Raw genomic sequence first — 856 nt, forward strand, 5'->3', positions numbered from 1 at the left:
TGTGTTGGGTCAATAGCATAGACTCGGCGTACTATGATGTCAAGCCTCTACAGACATGAAAAAGCGATTGTAGATCCATGGAGGCAGGCTTGTACTCATCTTAGGGGTGAGTAGTTACCTCAATGGGTTAATTATTCCTGAATCCGTATTTTCAAATGCGGCCTTCGATTTTGCTCGCTCATTCTTACATCTGGTAGCGTTATTTGACTGGCGGCTGCCTTGTTTGACTGCTCAGCGACATGATTTTCAGCGGGGCTGCCGCAAGAATGACACACCGACGGATTTCAGGCAAACTGCCCCATGGGGCAAGGCTTATCTATCGGGTTCCGTGTGATCCTTTATTCCGAACGCGCCAGATATTGAACGACTGGCTCACGCAAAACCTGGAGGAAGCATAACGCCATGGTCATCCATCCACAAGCCCGTACAACACCAAAGCTTCGCGCCGAGATCAAAGCTCAGCGTGATCGTAAGCAGGTGGATCTTGCCAAGCAATACAATGTTACGCCACAGACCATTCGCAAATGGCAAAACCGGGACGAATTCACCGACAAAAGCCATCGTCCTCATCGCTTGCAAACCAAGCTCAGCGAGCACCAGGAAATGTTGGTGGTTGAGTTGCGCAAGCTGCTGTTATTGCCTCTGGATGATCTGTTGGTCATTGTCCGTGAATTCATCCACCAAGCGTGTCTTCGGCCTCGTGATAGATTTTGGGACATCCCAGTCCCCAAAATCAACTCGGCCTTTGACAACCTATTGGTGCCCCAGCCGTCCTGGTCACCCAGCACTACGCAACAACTTCGCAAGCTCGTTGCTGCTCCGTACTTGGCTCCCATATGACTGGACGCCGCGTTCG

General features: G+C 50.9%; 1 protein-coding gene. It reads left to right on the top strand.

Annotated elements, in window-relative coordinates:
* Positions 1-402 precede the first annotated feature (402 nt).
* Positions 403-840, top strand: a complete 438-nt coding sequence (locus ACOCD2_RS22780; RefSeq protein ID WP_293650755.1) for a hypothetical protein — start codon at positions 403-405, stop codon at positions 838-840.
* Positions 841-856: the final 16 nt, after the last annotated feature.

Source organism: Thiolapillus sp., assembly GCF_048562965.1.
Classification (GTDB): domain Bacteria; phylum Pseudomonadota; class Gammaproteobacteria; order Chromatiales; family Chromatiaceae; genus Thiolapillus; species Thiolapillus brandeum_A.

What these genes read in the sequence shown, in the direction of transcription:
- ACOCD2_RS22780 (WP_293650755.1), top strand. Translation starts at nt 403, where the DNA reads ATGGTCATCCATCCACAAGCCCGTACAACACCAAAGCTTCGCGCCGAG.